At 40.9% G+C, this 13867-nt stretch carries 21 protein-coding genes and 1 tRNA gene; 9 read left to right on the top strand and 13 right to left on the bottom strand.

The genetic code is table 11. The features are described 5' to 3' along the window. Positions 1-2: 2 nt before the first annotated feature. The 4 genes from EQM06_RS02510 to EQM06_RS02500 are packed head-to-tail and all read right to left on the bottom strand — an operon-like array spanning position 3 to position 2894. Positions 3-236, bottom strand: coding sequence for a manganese catalase family protein (locus EQM06_RS02510; protein WP_330548354.1), 234 nt, complete (start codon positions 234-236; stop codon positions 3-5). 14 nt (positions 237-250) lie between these two features. Beyond that, positions 251-1804 carry a recombinase family protein gene (locus EQM06_RS02505; protein WP_128744845.1) on the bottom strand — a complete coding sequence of 518 codons (1554 nt, stop codon included), beginning with the start codon at positions 1802-1804 and terminating at the stop codon, positions 251-253. Next, entirely contained in the window at positions 1801-1947 is a 147-nt protein-coding gene (locus EQM06_RS12845) for a hypothetical protein (protein WP_164914321.1), read from the bottom strand. The genes EQM06_RS02505 and EQM06_RS12845 overlap by 4 nt, the downstream gene beginning before the upstream one ends. Positions 1948-2003: 56 nt before the next feature. Continuing rightward, positions 2004-2894 (bottom strand): LysR family transcriptional regulator, encoded by an 891-nt coding sequence (locus tag EQM06_RS02500; RefSeq protein WP_128744844.1) that lies wholly within the window; start codon positions 2892-2894, stop codon positions 2004-2006. A 248-nt stretch (positions 2895-3142) separates the two neighbouring features. On the opposite strand from EQM06_RS02500, the gene EQM06_RS02495 reads away from it, so the two are divergent. Further along, positions 3143-4069, top strand: a complete 927-nt coding sequence (locus EQM06_RS02495; RefSeq protein ID WP_128744843.1) for a DMT family transporter — start codon at positions 3143-3145, stop codon at positions 4067-4069. A gap of 120 nt (positions 4070-4189) precedes the next feature. Here the strand turns inward: EQM06_RS02495 and EQM06_RS12975 are convergent, their stop codons facing one another. After that, positions 4190-5401, bottom strand: a complete 1212-nt coding sequence (locus EQM06_RS12975) for a hypothetical protein (RefSeq protein WP_205666580.1) — start codon at positions 5399-5401, stop codon at positions 4190-4192. 348 nt (positions 5402-5749) lie between these two features. Between EQM06_RS12975 and EQM06_RS02485 the strand changes: the two genes are divergently transcribed. Next, positions 5750-6007 carry a hypothetical protein gene (locus tag EQM06_RS02485; protein WP_128744842.1) on the top strand — a complete coding sequence of 86 codons (258 nt, stop codon included), beginning with the start codon at positions 5750-5752 and terminating at the stop codon, positions 6005-6007. Positions 6008-6229: 222 nt separating this feature from the next. Here the strand turns inward: EQM06_RS02485 and EQM06_RS02480 are convergent, their stop codons facing one another. The 3 genes from EQM06_RS02480 to EQM06_RS13060 are packed head-to-tail and all read right to left on the bottom strand — an operon-like array spanning position 6230 to position 7286. Further along, on the bottom strand, positions 6230-6652 hold the full coding sequence (locus tag EQM06_RS02480) for a manganese catalase family protein (RefSeq protein WP_128744841.1): 423 nt from the start codon (positions 6650-6652) through the stop codon (positions 6230-6232). A 2-nt stretch (positions 6653-6654) separates the two neighbouring features. After that, positions 6655-6903, bottom strand: a complete 249-nt coding sequence (locus EQM06_RS02475) for a spore coat protein CotJB (protein ID WP_164914320.1) — start codon at positions 6901-6903, stop codon at positions 6655-6657. Then, on the bottom strand, positions 6900-7286 hold the full coding sequence (locus tag EQM06_RS13060; protein ID WP_230975000.1) for a spore coat associated protein CotJA: 387 nt from the start codon (positions 7284-7286) through the stop codon (positions 6900-6902). Before EQM06_RS13060 ends, EQM06_RS02475 begins: the two co-directional genes overlap by 4 nt. A 59-nt stretch (positions 7287-7345) precedes the next feature. On the opposite strand from EQM06_RS13060, the gene EQM06_RS12965 reads away from it, so the two are divergent. Next, positions 7346-7636, top strand: a complete 291-nt coding sequence (locus tag EQM06_RS12965) for a hypothetical protein (protein ID WP_205666579.1) — start codon at positions 7346-7348, stop codon at positions 7634-7636. 217 nt (positions 7637-7853) lie between these two features. On the opposite strand, the gene EQM06_RS02465 is transcribed toward EQM06_RS12965, so the two are convergent. Next, the gene (locus EQM06_RS02465; RefSeq protein ID WP_128744838.1) at positions 7854-8348 is read right to left on the bottom strand and encodes a DUF1836 domain-containing protein; all 495 of its coding nucleotides are present in this window, start codon (positions 8346-8348) and stop codon (positions 7854-7856) included. Positions 8349-8539: 191 nt separating this feature from the next. Here EQM06_RS02465 and EQM06_RS02460 point away from each other — a divergent pair. From EQM06_RS02460 to EQM06_RS02440, 5 genes are all read left to right on the top strand, one after another. Next, positions 8540-8616 (top strand) — tRNA-Arg (locus EQM06_RS02460). Between the two features lie 165 nt (positions 8617-8781). Continuing rightward, entirely contained in the window at positions 8782-9246 is a 465-nt protein-coding gene (locus EQM06_RS02455; RefSeq protein ID WP_128744837.1) for a VOC family protein, read from the top strand. Between the two features lie 197 nt (positions 9247-9443). Then, positions 9444-9596 (top strand): tyrosine-type recombinase/integrase, encoded by a 153-nt coding sequence (locus tag EQM06_RS13455; RefSeq protein ID WP_128746768.1) that lies wholly within the window; start codon positions 9444-9446, stop codon positions 9594-9596. A 146-nt stretch (positions 9597-9742) separates the two neighbouring features. Continuing rightward, entirely contained in the window at positions 9743-10015 is a 273-nt protein-coding gene (locus EQM06_RS02445) for a type II toxin-antitoxin system Phd/YefM family antitoxin (RefSeq protein ID WP_128744836.1), read from the top strand. Next, positions 10008-10268 (top strand): Txe/YoeB family addiction module toxin, encoded by a 261-nt coding sequence (locus EQM06_RS02440; RefSeq protein ID WP_128744835.1) that lies wholly within the window; start codon positions 10008-10010, stop codon positions 10266-10268. Before EQM06_RS02445 ends, EQM06_RS02440 begins: the two co-directional genes overlap by 8 nt. 218 nt (positions 10269-10486) lie before the next feature. Here the strand turns inward: EQM06_RS02440 and EQM06_RS02435 are convergent, their stop codons facing one another. The 4 genes from EQM06_RS02435 to EQM06_RS12840 all read right to left on the bottom strand — a co-directional run bounded on the left by EQM06_RS02435 (position 10487) and on the right by EQM06_RS12840 (position 13205). Continuing rightward, the gene (locus tag EQM06_RS02435; RefSeq protein ID WP_128744834.1) at positions 10487-10735 is read right to left on the bottom strand and encodes a phage holin; all 249 of its coding nucleotides are present in this window, start codon (positions 10733-10735) and stop codon (positions 10487-10489) included. Positions 10736-11299: 564 nt separating this feature from the next. Then, positions 11300-12169 (bottom strand): hypothetical protein, encoded by an 870-nt coding sequence (locus tag EQM06_RS02430; protein ID WP_128744833.1) that lies wholly within the window; start codon positions 12167-12169, stop codon positions 11300-11302. 56 nt (positions 12170-12225) lie between these two features. Continuing rightward, positions 12226-12795 carry a dCTP deaminase gene (gene dcd / locus EQM06_RS02425; RefSeq protein WP_330548353.1) on the bottom strand — a complete coding sequence of 190 codons (570 nt, stop codon included), beginning with the start codon at positions 12793-12795 and terminating at the stop codon, positions 12226-12228. Between the two features lie 257 nt (positions 12796-13052). Beyond that, positions 13053-13205 (bottom strand): hypothetical protein, encoded by a 153-nt coding sequence (locus EQM06_RS12840; protein ID WP_164914319.1) that lies wholly within the window; start codon positions 13203-13205, stop codon positions 13053-13055. A 148-nt stretch (positions 13206-13353) separates the two neighbouring features. On the opposite strand from EQM06_RS12840, the gene EQM06_RS02420 reads away from it, so the two are divergent. Then, on the top strand, positions 13354-13821 hold the full coding sequence (locus EQM06_RS02420; protein ID WP_128744832.1) for a hypothetical protein: 468 nt from the start codon (positions 13354-13356) through the stop codon (positions 13819-13821). Positions 13822-13867: the final 46 nt, after the last annotated feature.

The raw sequence follows: 13867 nt of genomic DNA, 5'->3' as shown, positions 1-13867 counted from the left end.
AGTTATCTCGTGCTTCTTCCGGAAGACCGTGCCTGCCCGTCAAATTCAGGATTGCAGGCATAGAAGTTCCTGCTGTCTAAATTGTCCTGCACGACTCTCAAAGCTTCCCCGAATCTCTGGAAATGAACAACCTCTCGTTCTCTTAAAAACTTGATCGGTTCAATAACGTCCGGATCGTCCGCCAATCTTAAGATGTTATCATAAGTTGTTCGGGCCTTCTGCTCTGCTGCGACCATATAAGAGCAGCTCTTCAAAAGCTCCAGTGAATTTCTATGGGGAGAATTCCTGTGATCTGATCTCTTTTTCCTATGGAAATAAAGTCTATTAACTCTTCCACCATCTGTCTATCCAATTTTTCCAAAGAACGGCACGGGTCTACTGCCTGTTCTTTGTGAGCTGTGTCGCTCAGCTTCTCGATCACCTCATCCAGCTCCTTTCTGGACACTTGTATAAGCCTTTCCATTTTCTTTTTATCTGCTTCAAAGCCTTGGGTAAACTCCAGGTACTGTTCTTCCGTCATCCAATTTTTAGCCTTATCCAGATACAGTTGTTTTAGAGCCCGGCTATACTCTTCCTTCCTATTTATATATGCCTGGATCCTGCTCTCCAGTTTTTTCTTTCGGGGGAGCAAAGGACTGTCCATATCCATATTCTTTTTAATGTATTCCTCATCCATATACTGAGCTATCAGGGCATTTATCTCTAAAAGCACCGTTTCTTCCAGTTTTTCTACCGAAATAAAGGCTCCCTCACAGGCTTTCTTGAGAACATATCGGGTGGGACATTTTAGGTAATATTTTTCATGACTTTTGCTGCTCCTCATGGTATACCCGCAATTTGCACACACCGCCTTTTTAGCAAATAATCCAAGCGTGCCGCCTTTAAAAGGCTTTGCATGATGTCCGATAATGGCCTGGACCTTATCCCATAATTCCCTCTCAATAATAGGTTCATGAGTCCCCTCCACCACATACCACTGCGCTCTTGGCCGGGGTCTGTTCTTTTTACTCTTATATGAAACACTTCCGTATTTTCCCTGCACCATGTTACCAATATAGATTTCATTGTTCAGCATATCCGCTATGGTGTAATATTTCCACAGGGTGCTGTTTTCATCCTTCGGCTGTCTATATCGCAGACCCTTTAGCCTTTTGTATTCTGTGGGATTGGGTATGCCTCTCTCATTTAAGCTTCTGGCTATGGCTGTTTTCCCATACCCTTTAGAAAAAAGGAGAAAAACTTCCCGGACGATTTCAGCCGCTTCTTCGTCAATAATCAAGTGCCCTTTTTGATTGGGATCCTTCTTATATCCATAAAGAGCAAAAGCGCCGATGTGCATCCCCTTTTTTCTTTTATCCGTCAATACACTTTTAATGTTATCCGACATATCCTCCAAATACCACTCGTTCACCAGCCCGTTTATCTGTCTGGATTTTTTATTTCCTTTATTTTCCGTATCGGCATTATCCACGATACTTATAAAGCGTACGCCCCATACAGGAAATAGCCCATGTATATATTTTTCCACCAGCTCCAGCTCTCTTGTAAACCTGGACTGTGTTTTGCAAAGAATGACATCAAATTTTCCACTCTCCGCATCAGCCAGCATTTTATTGAATTCCGGCCGGTTTCGGTCTGAGCCGGTATAATCATCGTCGCTATAAATGCGGTAGATGTCCCACTGCTTTTCAACTGCATACCGCACCAGCATGGATTTTTGATTTTGAATGCTTTCACTGTCATCCTTTTCCGTCCGTTTATTCCGATCTTCTTCTGACAGCCTGCAATAAAGGGCCGCTCTCATGGTTTTTTATCCTTTGAAGCTTTATCGGATAAAAAACGTTGTTTAAAGACTTCCAGTAATTTTTTATTAAATTCTGCTTTCAGCTGGTCTTCCTCTTTATTTTTAAAAACATTACAGCTGACAATTTTCGTTTTTCTTGCCATGCCCTATACCTCCTCACAGGAAATATATTTTAGCTTGCATGTACAATATGCCGGGTTTATTCCTCCTTATAAAAATCATTTACCCATTGTTCCGCACACTCCAAGAAACTAAGAGTTGCCGTAGATGCGGTCTCATATGAACGTATGGCAATGGCCAGCTCCCGGTATACCGGGCTCTCCAGCTCCTTCCTGACCATGGGAAAACAAGGGCTGAGCAAGCTCAGCTCCGGAAAAATACTAAATCCGAAGCCTTTGCTTACCAAGGCCATAACGGTATAATCATTTTCTGCCGTAATAAAAACATTTGGTTTTATGTCATGGCTGGTAAATACCTGCTCGGTCTCCGAATATAATTCCTCTTCCTTTAAACCGATATAAGGATATTCCGCTAAAGCTGCAATCGGAAAATAGGGTGCATCTGCTAAAGGGTGATTTTCCGGAAGTACGGCCATCAGATGCTCCTTTTTTAGGGGAATGGTAATCAGATCCTTGGGAGCCGGAAGAATCAAAAATCCACAGTCCACATCTCCTCGATAGATGAGCTGTTCCAGTTCGTTTGAATCATCCGACCAACGCAGATCAAATTCTACCTTTGGATGCTCCTGAAGAAACGCATGAATCATTCCCGGAAGCCAGTGAATGGAAATGCTGGTAAACGCCGCCACCCGGATTATACCGGATTCCACACTTTTCAGCTCGTTTAATCTGGCGTTCAGCCGGCGCTCACTATTGCACACATCCCGAATCCACGGCAGGATCTGCTCTCCCTCTGAGGTCAAACGAACCCCGCCGTAATCGCGAATAAACAGTATGACACCGAGCTCATCCTCCAGAGTATTGAGCATGTAGCTGATACCTGCCTGCGTATAGCCCAGGGACTCTGCCGCCTTTTTAAAGCTGCCCAGCTCTGCCGTTTTAATAAAAGCTTCATATTTTTGAGTACTCATTTTTTATCTCCACCTATCTCCACCTGTTAGATATAATATATTCTTTAAATTGCTAATGGAAAATCTCGTTTTACTTATATGCCATAATGTATTATAGTATAAAGTAGTTCTTGATGCAACGCCGACGCGTCAAGAATTTCCTTACCTTGAAGAAAAGCAGTGTAGCTTTTATGATTACACTGCGTTTCTTCAAACCCCATATAAGAATTATGGAAATAACTTATCCACCTTGAGATTTAGGAGAATATATGGAAAAGAAAAAGACAATTTTATACGGATCTTTGTTACTAATAGAATGCTTTCTTTGGGGTGTTGGAAATCCAATTATGAAAATAGGACTGGAGGTTATTCCTCCTTTATTTTGTTTATCCGTCCGTTACATATTGGCTTTTCTTATTTTTTTATTGTTTTTTGCAAAAAAAGTTTTTGCTCAGGTCACCGTGAAGCAATTACCTGCTTATATTATCATCGCAGCATGTACAGCAGCTTCCTTTATTACCTCTGCATTTTCCTTAATGTATACAACTGCCACAAATGCGGGTTTTCTAATGTCCCTGGCCGTTATTTTTACCCCTTTTTTATCGTATTTTGTACTGAAAGCAAAAATGAATAAAAAGCATATTTTTGCCGTGCTTATGGTTACGATCGGCTTATTTCTGCTGTGCAGCAGCGGAGGCAGCTTTCAATTTGGTCTGGGAGAGGCCATTGCTTTGTTGTGCTCTGTTTCGGGCTCCTGTATGCTGGTCTTCAGCTCCAAGTATATTCAAGATATGGATCCGCTGGTTACCTCCGTTATGCAAACAGGATTTACCGGTTTATTTTGCTTGATTTTCACCCTGATGTTTGAAGATATTCCAAGCCTGACCTCTATACCAATGGTGGGCTGGGGCGTCATCGTATATTTGGCCGTGGGCTGCACCTGCATCGCTTACATTTGCCAAAATATTGCATTGAGGCATGTATCTGCTACTTATGTGGCGCTTGCCTTCTGCTCCGAGCCAATCTTTACAGCCATTGCTTCTTACTTTTTATTGGGAGAAGTTCTCTCTGCAAGAGGGCTTTTGGGAGCAGTTTTAATAATGATCAGTATCGTTATTGCTTCCCTACTGCCGGAAGAAGTGCCAAATACTGTAGAGGAAAACCGGCTGGAAGTATCTGCTGAAGCTGAACTTTAAAAAAAATCAGTATGAACCATACTGACTTTTTATAACGCAGAAAATATCGTTTACAATACCAACGAACATCCGCCTGCCTTTTGAATAAAATGGCAGGTTTTTATTGTCTTTCAATCTAAGCTACCACAGATTAAAGTTCAAGGGAGCCTTGGAAGCTCTGGGCATCTGTGGGGTCTGAGTTGGTGCTTGAGCCGGTGTTTGCGGCGTCTGGCTCGGTGTTTGTGGTGTCTGGCTCGGTGTCTGCGGCGTCTGCGTCGGTGTTTGCGGCGTCTGAGTCGGCGTTTGCGGTGTCTGGGTCGGCGTTTGTGGGGTCTGAGTCGGCGTTTGCGGCGTCTGGGTCGGCGTTTGCGGTGTCTGGGTCGGCGTTTGCGGTGTCTGGCTCGGCGTTTGCGGTGTCTGCGTCGGTGTTTGCGGCGTCTGCGTCGGTGTTTGTGGTGTCTGGCTCGGTGTCTGCGGCGTCTGGCTCGGCGTTTGTGGGGTCTGAGTTGGCGTTTGCGGCGTCTGCGTCGGTGTTTGTGGTGTCTGGCTCGGCGTTTGCGGGGTCTGAGTTGGCGTTTGCGGGGTCTGAGAAATATTTTGCTGTGACAAATCTGTTTTTAAAACATCTAATTGATCAAAAAAAAGATTCGTATTATCAATTGCGGTCTGATAAATTCTACTGCTTATCGCTTCTCCCAGTCTGGTCATAATCCCTTCCAGTTCCTCGATGTCGCTGGCATATTCTTCATTAATGCTTGGTCTTAATCTTTCCCAAATTTTCTCAATCTCTGAATAATTTGCACTGGCTCCGCTCCAGTTCATATTTTCCACATTAAGTATAATTTGCCTGCCCAAATACTCTAATCTGTTTATATCTGTCGGCAGATCTGCATTAAAATAATCCAGCACATCGGCTATGTACATGGTAATCTGATTGGCATATGCTAAAGATTGATTTCTATTATTTTGTGCTACGTATTGATTCAGGTTATTGACTGCCACATTCATATTATTGATTAATCCGGCAGGAACTGTGGCCTGTTGCAACAGGGGAACTAACCCATTCATATTGGCTTTTATGATAGTCATATTACTCATGGCATCTTGCCAATTAGATGCATATATGTTGTCTATCATGTCTTCAGTATTTGTTTTCATTACACCTAATTGATTGGGAACTTCCGGTAATTGATTTGGGATCTCCTGTAATGGTCTGACTCTTATGAATTGTCCTATATAAACGGAATTGTGGCCTTCCCCCATTGAATTTGTTCTGATGAAATCCAAAGGAACTTTAAATTCATTCATAACATAAAACAACCCATCATTTGTTTTTATGTAATAATTTTCCATTTCAAACCTCCATTTTTTATTATGTAGGAATATCGCTGGCAGCGATATTGACGGAATAACAAAGAAAGCTGCCATTAAAACACCTACGAATGCATGCTAAGACTATTTTGCAGAGGCTTTTTTTATTATTCTATTTATACTATGTTCCTTGATATTTATTTGACACAGTATGATTTTATTTTTTCATAAATGAAAAATCCTGCCAGCCTTCATCTAAAAAGCTTTGCAGAAGCCTGTAATTTCACATTTCAAAGAATTAAACAGGTTCTGAAATGTAATAATTCGCTTTTTTTAATTTTAATAATTACAAAGATACTGTACATACTAATAAGGTGGAGGTGATTAAATATGGATAATTTAAAAAACACAAGAAACGCTGAAAACAGAACTCAAAATTCACGAAATAACGCTGAGAACAGAACCCAGAATTCGCGAAACAACGCTGAGAACAGAACTCAAGATTCACGAAATAACTCTCAGAATACTACAGGTTCAAACAGCACGGATTCAAGGAATTCTACAGGAGCTAGAAATGATTCTAAAGATTGCAGAAATAATACGCAGAATTCATACCGTGATGCTGCTAAGGATTCAAAGCAACGCTAAAGATTTGAAAAGCAGAATATGACATGAAAAAAATAAAAAGCTAATATTTATATTGGCTTTTTATTTTGCCTATATTTATATAAAATATACACCGCAATTAATTTATCCGTTAAAAAAAGCTTTTTGAAGGTAATACTTCCTATTGAGGAATTGGCAGCTAATCGCAGCTATTCAACAAATTGGTTGCTGATTTTTCAAATATAATAAAAAAGATTGTTGTTTTTATAAGAGCGCAGCATCTGCTGCCATATCCTCCATTAAATCCGTTATAGCATCCCCCTTCGATGCAAAGCAAGTTGCATCAAATGGTATTCCCGCCGCTGAAACCGTATAGATTCCAGTGGTATGATCTACAAAATAGTCTCCAAAGCCAGATTCCTTAATCTCATCAATGGTCAAATTTCTTGTAAGTTGATGTACAATAGTAGCGATCATTTCAAAATGTCCGATTTCTTCTGTTCCAACATCGTTTAATATACCTATGCATTGCTTAAATGGCATACTGTAACGTTGGGACAGGTATCGTAAAGATGCCCCCAGCTCACCGTCAGGTCCGCCATACTGCGAAATAATATACTTAGCCATGGCAGGATTCGGGTTCTTGATATTTACCGGAAACTGTAATTTTTTATCATAAATCCACATACCTAAACCTCCCTCTGCCAAGGCCACGGTTCATCAATCCATGACCAGCTGTTTGTATCATTCGTGCCTGCTATCGTTAAAGGACCGTAATTTTTTTCATATTCTTCCTTTGCACTCTGATATAACGTATTATATTTGTTAAAGAAATTTAATCCAGCCTTATCGGTGGGATGCGTATCCAGATAGAGACTTACATCTACTAGCACAAAGCTAAGCATCTGTACACGCCGCATCAAATCAATTCTGTTCATTTGCATGCACCTCCTACCCAAGGGAGATCCAGCTCAGGAAATATTGTACCGGACAAAAATCCCTTTTCCAGGTCATAAGTATCATTCCATTGCTGCCAAGGAACATAGGCCATTGCTATTGGGCAGTTACCCACGCAGTCGTCAGGCATCCTGCCTCTGCCGTCACCCATTTCCGGCATCCGTCCTCCGCCATTGCCTGTCTCTGGCGAAACCTTGCCGCCGTTACCTGTTCCCGGTGCCATATTTCCGCCATTGCATCGATCCTGCATCCAGTCTCTGTTATTGCATCGGTCTGACATCCAATCATCATCACGTCTGCTTGGCATTCGGCAGCCATCATTGCAGCCACCTTGCATCCAATCATCATCACGCCTATTTGGCATCCGTCCTCCGCCATTGCACATATCTGGCATCCAGCCGCCGTTATCTGGTGTCGGCGTTGGTGCTGGTGCTGGTGTTGGTGTTGGTCTTGGTGCTGGCGTCGGCGTCGGCGTTGGTGCTGGTGTCGGCGTTGGTGCTGGTGTCGGCGTCGGCGTTGGTGTTGGTGCCGGCGTTGGTGCCGGTGCTGGTGTTGGCGTTGGTGCCGGTGCTGGTGTTGGTGTCGGTCTTGGTGCTGGCGTTGGTGTTGGCGTCGGTGTTGGTGCTGGTGCTGGCGTCGGCGTTGGTGATACTTCATTCATATCTTCATCCGTATTTTCGGGCACAGGACATTCAAAGCTTCCATCTCCGCTAAAAAGGTCAAAGAAGGAATCATCTAAGTATATAGGCATACCTACATAAGGTTCGTTAGGTTCTCTGCGGGTTTCACCTTTTTTTTGCAAAACCGCGCCACCCCGTGCAGGCCCACTAATGTTGCTGTTCAAAACAAAATCCCCTTTCATAGTCAAATTTATATACGATATACTATGATTGGGGATTCATAAAGGTCACAAATTCTTAAATATATTCAGTTAAACTAACAGCTCCAACAGCCTCTCACAAGCAATTTTTTGAGCATAGCTAGAGATAGCTAATTCCAGAACCAATTCAGAGATATCCTGCTTTGTCATTTTTTCATCTATTTTTTCGGCCACGCCAGTGTATTCCTGATCCAGTTTTACACAATACTTTTCATAAAAACTCTTTATATCTGAATCAGCAAGCTGGCTCTTTAAAAGCTCTTTTGTAGAGTCTACGGATAAAATCTGTTTAAACAGGCAAATTGCCGTCAAATAAGCGATATGCTGCCGTTCATACCGCTTGCCTTTTGCTCGGGGCAAAAGTTCTTTCTTTATATAATTATTGACCATGGCAGACGTCAAGGTTTCACCGCTCTCCAGCCCAATATGCTGCCTGACCATATAATTTAAAACCTGATCCATATATAAATCAATATCCGGTATATCCTCCCAGTTATTCGGCCTCTGCTCCTGTAGGATTCTTTTTAACTCTTTCAGCTCTTCCATTTAAAATTTCTCCCAACTGTTCTTGCTTTTATGTACCTTGATTATATCATTAAGCACTCCCTGTCACAACAATGAGTTTGGCAATATATTCACTCCTTCATACAATTTAGCTCAAAATCTTATTTTTTATATTAAAAGGTTTTGACAATATTTATTTAATATTGTATAATTAATCACGTGTCAAAACACATGCGCCATTAGCTCAGCTGGATAGAGTAGCATACTACGAATATGAAGGTCGGGGGTTCGAATCCCTTATGGCGCACCAAAAAGACATAGCTTTCCGCCAAGGGAAGGTATGCCTTTTTTTATTTGAAAAAGCATGGTATTATAGATTCAAAGCTTATTAGATCAGGTTATAGCGCAAAGATAAATAAAAATTTCCTAGCCTGTATTGAACTGCGGATACTTATCTTTATCGGAGGTGACTCAAATGAAATATCAAGGCGTATGTGTAGCTGTGAAAGATGTAAACCTTTCCAAAAAGTTTTATCAGGATTTATTTGAGCTTGAGATATTTCAAGACTATGGCATAAACGTCTCCTTTGACGGATTGTCATTGCAGCAGGAATTTGATCGTCTGTTAAATATTCCGAAAGAACGCATATTGAAACAACCCCATAATATGGAATTATATTTCGAGGAAGACCAATTTGATGACTTTATTGTGAAATTAGGGCAACGCAATGACATTAGGTATTTGGAAGATGGCGTTCAAGAAGCAAGATGGGGTCAACGCTTCATACGTTTTTACGATTTGGACGGGCACATTATTGAAGTCGGCGAGAATATGAAGATGGTCGTAAAGCGTTTCCTTAATTCCGGGATGTCAATGGCGGAGACCTCCAAACGTATGGATGTATCTATAGCAGATTTAGAAACGCTTTTGCACAGTTAACCCCTGTACCGTACGAAAAATCTTTTTTCCATTATGATTACAAAGCCCGTTGCATAAGCATCGGGCTTTTATTTTTTCTCGAAATTTCAACAATTCTTCGTACTTAGTATTTTTGATGTTTTTTCTAATTTGGATTTTTCTGTAATAATTTTTGTGTCCTTCAATAACTCTTAGGGGAAAAATAGGGGAAATTTAAAATTACTCATTACAAACGTATCGGTATAGAGAATAAGAGATTCCACCCATACCGACACACTTTCTGTACCAATCTGTGCAAAAAAGGTGTACCCCTACAAACAGCTTACAAGCTCATGGGGCATAGCAGCATAAATGTGACAGCAAGATTCTAGGTAAATATTGATGATGAACAGAAGAGAGAAGCCATACAGAAAATAACAACTGAACTTTTTTAATAAATTATTGCACTCTTTGGCAAATATGGTTATACTATAATTGTACAATATATTGAACAATTATAAACAAAGGAGTGATCGAGATGTTAGCCGTAAACTACTCTACGATTCGCAATAACTTAAAAAATTATTGCGATTTAGTAACAGACAACTGTGAAACTGTAATAGTTACACGAAAAGATGAAAAAAACGTAGTGATGATTAGTCTTGATGAATACAACAATATGCTTGAAAACTTATTTATTATGAGTGATAAAGTGAATTATGCCAGGCTTTTAGAAAGCAAAGAACAATTTGACAAACACCAGGGCGTGACTAAAACTACAGAAGAGTTAGAGGCTCTAGCCAATGAATAAAATGTTTTCAGGAAATGCATGGGAGGACTACACCTTATGGTTGCAAGAAGATCACAAAGTCTTACGGCGTATAAATGATATTCTCAAAGACATTGAACGAAGCGGAAATGAAGGGATCAACAGACCTGAACCTTTAAAGCATTCTCTATCCGGTTACTGGAGCCGTAGGATTACCGAAAAATACCGTTTAGTATATAAAATTGCGGATGATACCATTTATATTTTAGGCTGTAAGGGTCACTATGATGATTAAGTATTCCGCATGATATTTTAGCTGTAATTAAAACGTCATATGGAAAAAATGAGGGAAATCGCTATTTTATTTTATCTATATTCCACGTTTTTCAATCCTTATTGCACTTATTCCCACCATTTTATCACCAAAGTTATACATGGCCATAAGATCTTATTCCCCAAAAACTAAAAAGCCGCCCAAGGATTTACCCTCAGACGGCCATGCAATATAATGATTTAATGCGGTTTTTCATAGGTGAGAGCCCTCGGGCTGTCACTTGTCCCGGCAGTGGTGGGATCCACCAGAATGCCAACCATACCGAGTATATTAATAATAACTCCCACTGCCTGGGTGACCTGATCCTGAGATATCGGAGCGGTAACTCCAAATATACCCAGAAGCTGATATACAAAAGCCACGATACAAGCTGCCAGTGCCGTAAACGTCGTTTTATTTTTCAGTCTTAATTTCCAATTAATATTCATATTCTTCTCCCTCCCCGTTATCAAATTAGTGTGTGTGATTAAGCGCGAGCCATTATTGGTACAATTTTCTTATTTTTTTCTCTGATTTCTTACTCTGGTTCCGCTTTCCCGTGGATACCGGGTATGACACCCAATTTGCCATTCATTGTACCCTAATATACATAGTATCGTATTGAGCACATACTTGTGCCCATTTTTATCTCTTGCGGCATCCGTGCAAACAAATTGTCTGCATGCCGGTAAGTCTTTATACTACATAATATATATGGTCTGAGCATCCAATCCATTGCACCTTATAATAATTATATGTATGCACCCTGTTACTTACCCCATTCAGCAGCGATTTTATGCTCCCTGCCTAAAACTGGCCTTAGCACCGGAGCAGTCACGCATGCTATTACTGCCTATAACAGCAGAAGCTTTAATTTTGTCAAAAAGAAAAACGCTGCGATCCGTATCGACTGCAACGTTTTTCAATCCATATCTGATTATACTTCCCGCAGGTAATCAGCGTTTTCAATATCAAATTTTATCTTGTGGAGCGGCCGAAAAACCTATCATTTCTTATTCTCCGTAATATTCGGCAAAAACCAATTTCACCTGAACCGGATTCTGGTCGGTTGCGCTGTCCATCTGAGTGGTCATAAATTCAAACGGAGTAATCTTCGAGTCTGTATTGGCTCGAAGCCCGCCTTTTCCATCCGGCATATAGCCATAATACTTTGTGCCTTTGTAATTCGGTAAAAGCGCCGCATCCGTCCAAAAATCATACTGCTTTACATTGTTAGCCGGATAAGCCGCCGTTCCATCTGAAATGTTGACAGCTACCATCTCATATAAAATGGAGCTTACTCTCAAATCAGTATGCTGAAGCTTGCTTCCCTTCGGATAATACTTGTAAAAAAACTTATTTTCCGAGTATACGCCCAGTCCTAAATCCGGTAAAAAATTTGTATAGATGTTGAAACTTTCCTTTGTAAATTTAAAAGTAAGCGGAAAATACGTTACATCCTTATAGCGTAGAAATGGATAGGGCTCCTTTACATTGTTAATCTTTACCCCATTGATCGTAATCGGCGTATTTACCACGGCTGCAATCATCTTAGGCGCATTGCGGCTGCTTGAAGTATACTCGTTCACCGTCGGAACGATACCGGCACTTTGGCGTGAAACCACCAGCCCGCCCTCCTTCGTCCAATTACTTTCCAATCCGAGAAGATGACAGTAGTCATACGTCATCGGCATATAGGTTATATCCTTATACACCAGCAGTGGATATTCCGCTGTTTTGCTGTTTACAGCAGTTCCGTTTATTTTAACGTTAAATTTGGGCAGGGCAGCCTGCACCTTTTTTTCTGCACCAAAGCACTCAGTAACAGTAACGCCTTGAAGCAATATCAATACAAAGAAAATAATAAATAGTGACTTCTTCATTTGTGTTCCCCCTTCTTCTTTTAAAACTGCACACCTAGCTAGGTATCAAAGCCTCCTCATTCCGTCTCCCGATCCATAAACACTCGGGAGCCCGTAGCACCCTTTTGACCTTGATACTTTCCCCGATAAGGATTTTTTGCAGGAGCATCCATCTGCGCAAATACAAGCTGCCCCACTCTCCTTCCGGACTGCAGTTCTATGGCACAGCGGTTTGCGTTAAACAGCTCCAACGTAATCTCCCCTTCAAATCCGGGATCTACCCACCCCGCATTTTGAATAAATAAACCCATCCTGCCAAGAGAGCTTCTTCCCTCCACAAATGCCGTCAGATTATCCGGAAGCGCAAAATATTCCAGAGTAGTAGCGAGGACAAATTGCCCCGGAAGCAAAAGATACCGATTCGTCCGAATGGTTTTATATGTAATCTCATGTTGCAGGGTAATAATTCCGCTGGAGGAATCCTCAACAATACTGAAAGTATCCCCAAGGCGGATGTCCACGCTTGCGGGCTGTATCTGGTCTTTCTCTATAGGCTCTATTCGTAATGTTTTTTGTCTTAACATTTCAAGGATCGTTTTATCAGATAGAATCATATCAGACCCCCTTCCTTTCATCGGTTTTTTCATATACGTGAAAAACCTCTTTATTCATAGAATACTATAGGCTTTATAAACTATCAATATGAAATTTTTAATGTACCGTATTTGAATAAATTTCACATGGTTACCCATAATAGGAAGGGAGCTTTTATTAAAAAGCTTCTATTCGAAATTCTATGGGGAATATAGTACGATACCGCTGTATTCCCCTACATATTTTTTGTTCCTGGCGGACAGCCATTTTTTAAAAATGGATTATCCGGATCATAGAAAAGCCGGCTGCACTATTTAATAGGGCCATGAGATGAATTGAACTGGTTGATCTGCTTTTGCATGGATTCTTCATTGCTGGCCATCTCCGGTACTTCTGCTAATTTATCGTGGACCTGCAGACTCTCCAGATTGGATTCAGTGACTTTGATTTCATCTGTTTGCATTGAATTTACCTCCTATCTTAATAAATGATTTGATAATAGTATTTCATAAGGAATAAAAAATACTCTTAAACAAAGTCCTCTCACATCAAGTTTTTGACCTTTTAATCTTTTTATTGTATACTCATATGAAAAAGCAGGAGGTGCTTAAATGGATTCACTAAAAAAAGCCGGCATTATAACCGGCGCTGCAATAGGTGGTGTTATCGGAGGTACCTTATCTGTTGTAGGGAAAGTAACAGATATAAAAATCATGGATACCATTGGTTCAAGCATTGTAGATTCCACCATATATACCGGCTCTATTGCCGGTGATATCGCCAGTGGCGCTACAGATGTAATAACTGGTAAAATAACTAAAAACTCGGATAAGGTCAGCGATGGAGTTCAAGATTTAAAAGAAGGCGGTGCCAAAACAGTTGAAAACTTTGTCGGCAGCGTTAAACTCGTAACCGATAACAGCGGAGAAATATGGAAAGGGGTCAAGGAAAAAGATACTAAAAAAATAAAGCATGGTATCAAGACCCTTGCTAAGGTAGCTGCCGTCGGCTTCATAACCGTAGGAGCTATCAAAATCGAAGAAGAGGAAGAAGATACAGAAGAGACCGGCAATAAATGACATATTGCCGGTTTATTTTTCTATTCTCCGGAAATTGACCTTGACG

Source organism: Aminipila luticellarii, from assembly GCF_004103735.1.
In the GTDB taxonomy this organism is placed as follows: Bacteria; Bacillota; Clostridia; order Peptostreptococcales; family Anaerovoracaceae; genus Aminipila; species Aminipila luticellarii.
This window is presented reverse-complemented; position numbering and strand designations above follow the sequence as displayed.

Excerpts from the sequence above, each read along its gene's own strand:
- EQM06_RS02510 (WP_330548354.1), bottom strand. The coding sequence starts at position 236 with ATGGTCGCAGCAGAGCAGAAGGCCCGAACAACTTATGATAACATCTTA.
- EQM06_RS02505 (WP_128744845.1), bottom strand. The coding sequence starts at position 1,804 with ATGAGAGCGGCCCTTTATTGCAGGCTGTCAGAAGAAGATCGGAATAAA.
- EQM06_RS12845 (WP_164914321.1), bottom strand. The coding sequence starts at position 1,947 with ATGGCAAGAAAAACGAAAATTGTCAGCTGTAATGTTTTTAAAAATAAA.
- EQM06_RS02500 (WP_128744844.1), bottom strand. The coding sequence starts at position 2,894 with ATGAGTACTCAAAAATATGAAGCTTTTATTAAAACGGCAGAGCTGGGC.
- EQM06_RS02495 (WP_128744843.1), top strand. The coding sequence starts at position 3,143 with ATGGAAAAGAAAAAGACAATTTTATACGGATCTTTGTTACTAATAGAA.
- EQM06_RS12975 (WP_205666580.1), bottom strand. The coding sequence starts at position 5,401 with ATGGAAAATTATTACATAAAAACAAATGATGGGTTGTTTTATGTTATG.
- EQM06_RS02485 (WP_128744842.1), top strand. The coding sequence starts at position 5,750 with ATGGATAATTTAAAAAACACAAGAAACGCTGAAAACAGAACTCAAAAT.
- EQM06_RS02480 (WP_128744841.1), bottom strand. The coding sequence starts at position 6,652 with ATGTGGATTTATGATAAAAAATTACAGTTTCCGGTAAATATCAAGAAC.
- EQM06_RS02475 (WP_164914320.1), bottom strand. The coding sequence starts at position 6,903 with ATGAACAGAATTGATTTGATGCGGCGTGTACAGATGCTTAGCTTTGTG.
- EQM06_RS13060 (WP_230975000.1), bottom strand. The coding sequence starts at position 7,286 with ATGCCAAATAGGCGTGATGATGATTGGATGCAAGGTGGCTGCAATGAT.
- EQM06_RS02465 (WP_128744838.1), bottom strand. The coding sequence starts at position 8,348 with ATGGAAGAGCTGAAAGAGTTAAAAAGAATCCTACAGGAGCAGAGGCCG.
- EQM06_RS02455 (WP_128744837.1), top strand. The coding sequence starts at position 8,782 with ATGAAATATCAAGGCGTATGTGTAGCTGTGAAAGATGTAAACCTTTCC.
- EQM06_RS02445 (WP_128744836.1), top strand. The coding sequence starts at position 9,743 with ATGTTAGCCGTAAACTACTCTACGATTCGCAATAACTTAAAAAATTAT.
- EQM06_RS02440 (WP_128744835.1), top strand. The coding sequence starts at position 10,008 with ATGAATAAAATGTTTTCAGGAAATGCATGGGAGGACTACACCTTATGG.
- EQM06_RS02435 (WP_128744834.1), bottom strand. The coding sequence starts at position 10,735 with ATGAATATTAATTGGAAATTAAGACTGAAAAATAAAACGACGTTTACG.
- EQM06_RS02430 (WP_128744833.1), bottom strand. The coding sequence starts at position 12,169 with ATGAAGAAGTCACTATTTATTATTTTCTTTGTATTGATATTGCTTCAA.
- dcd (WP_330548353.1), bottom strand. The coding sequence starts at position 12,795 with ATGAAAAAACCGATGAAAGGAAGGGGGTCTGATATGATTCTATCTGAT.
- EQM06_RS12840 (WP_164914319.1), bottom strand. The coding sequence starts at position 13,205 with ATGCAAACAGATGAAATCAAAGTCACTGAATCCAATCTGGAGAGTCTG.
- EQM06_RS02420 (WP_128744832.1), top strand. The coding sequence starts at position 13,354 with ATGGATTCACTAAAAAAAGCCGGCATTATAACCGGCGCTGCAATAGGT.